The sequence below is a fragment of the Mycobacterium sp. UM_11 genome (assembly GCF_001414075.1).
Lineage (GTDB): Bacteria > Actinomycetota > Actinomycetes > Mycobacteriales > Mycobacteriaceae > Mycobacterium.
Genome location: NZ_LATC01000233.1, coordinates 1 through 658, shown reverse-complemented (window position 1 = coordinate 658; position 658 = coordinate 1). Strand labels below are relative to the sequence as shown.

Sequence of the window (658 nt, the reverse complement as noted above, 5' to 3'; positions counted from 1 at the left end):
GCCGGCGTCGGCAGCGGCACCCACGCCGGTGCCGGCCCCCGATACGGATTCCGCCCCACCGTCATGGCCCGACCCCCCTTCGCCGGATAGCCGCCGGTTACTCTCAGCACCGCCGGAACACGCTTTAGCGCGCGAAAAGTGCCGCGCTAAAGCGTGTTTCGCTATGCGGCGACGAATCGGGCATGCGGCTGCGGCGTGCCCGGTCCGGGCCGGCTCGCAGCGTCGCCATGATGAACGCGGCGCGGGCCTTTTTCTGCGACCGGATTTTTAACCCGCCCCGAGGCTGACGCGCCCGGACCTTCGCGGGGCCGAGAATGGGCGGCGATCCGCCCGGCGTCCCGTTCCCGCAGGTAGGCGGGCGGCCCGCCACCGCGCGCATCCGCCCGGCGTCGCGTCGGCCACGCTCCCCGCCGCCCAGCGAAGGGCATGGTTGCCTTCCTGCCGGCCGCTCGCCGCCAGCGCCGCCGTCTCGCGGCGATCTAGCCTTCGCAAACGAGCGAATTCGCTTGAAACCAGCCAGCCAGACCACTCGCGAGGGAAACACATGTCGTTCGAACCGGGCGGTTCGTCAGGTGTTTGACTTCGGGGCGTTACCGCCGGAGGTGAATTCCGGGCGGATGTATGCGGGTCCGGGTTCGGGGTCGTTGATGGCGGCCTC

The 658-nt window shown here is 70.5% G+C and carries 1 protein-coding gene and 1 pseudogene; both read left to right on the top strand.

All coding sequences use genetic code 11. From position 1 onward, the window contains the following. A pseudogene (locus WU80_RS25695) lies at positions 1–90 on the top strand (hypothetical protein); the annotation flags it as partial. A 482-nt stretch (positions 91–572) separates the two neighbouring features. Further along, positions 573–658 (top strand): PPE domain-containing protein (locus tag WU80_RS26010; protein WP_156349500.1); only part of this gene is annotated, 86 nt, incomplete at its 3' end.